Source organism: Mesorhizobium sp. M8A.F.Ca.ET.161.01.1.1 (assembly GCF_004792105.1).
Lineage (GTDB): Bacteria > Pseudomonadota > Alphaproteobacteria > Rhizobiales > Rhizobiaceae > Mesorhizobium.
Genome location: NZ_SRTD01000200.1, coordinates 1 through 353, shown reverse-complemented (window position 1 = coordinate 353; position 353 = coordinate 1). Strand labels below are relative to the sequence as shown.

The window sequence follows — 353 nt, the reverse complement described above, 5'->3', positions numbered from 1 at the left end:
GGCGATCACAAGGGGTGGTTCCGGACTGCCGACGGGTGGCGCTGCGATCCGTTGACGGTGATGGATGCCTCGAGCCGCTACCTTCTGGCGCTCGAAGCGACGGGTTCGACGGCGGACGCCGAGGCCTGGCCGGTGTTCGAGCGACTGTTTGAGGAGCATGGCCTGCCGGATCGCTTCAGAAGCGACAATGGCTCGCCCTTCGCGTCGGCCGGCGTCACCGGGCTGACGCCGCTTGCGGTGCGCTTCATCAAGCTCGGCATCACGCTGGAACGGATCGCACCCGGCAAGCCGCAGCAGAACGGTCGCCACGAGCGCTTCCATCTGACCATGCTGCCACTGGCCAAGGACCCGGA

Annotated in this window: 1 pseudogene; it reads left to right on the top strand. The window is 67.1% G+C overall.

Features of this window, described 5'->3' with window-relative positions:
- Positions 1-353: pseudogene (locus EN804_RS35315) on the top strand (DDE-type integrase/transposase/recombinase); the annotation flags it as partial.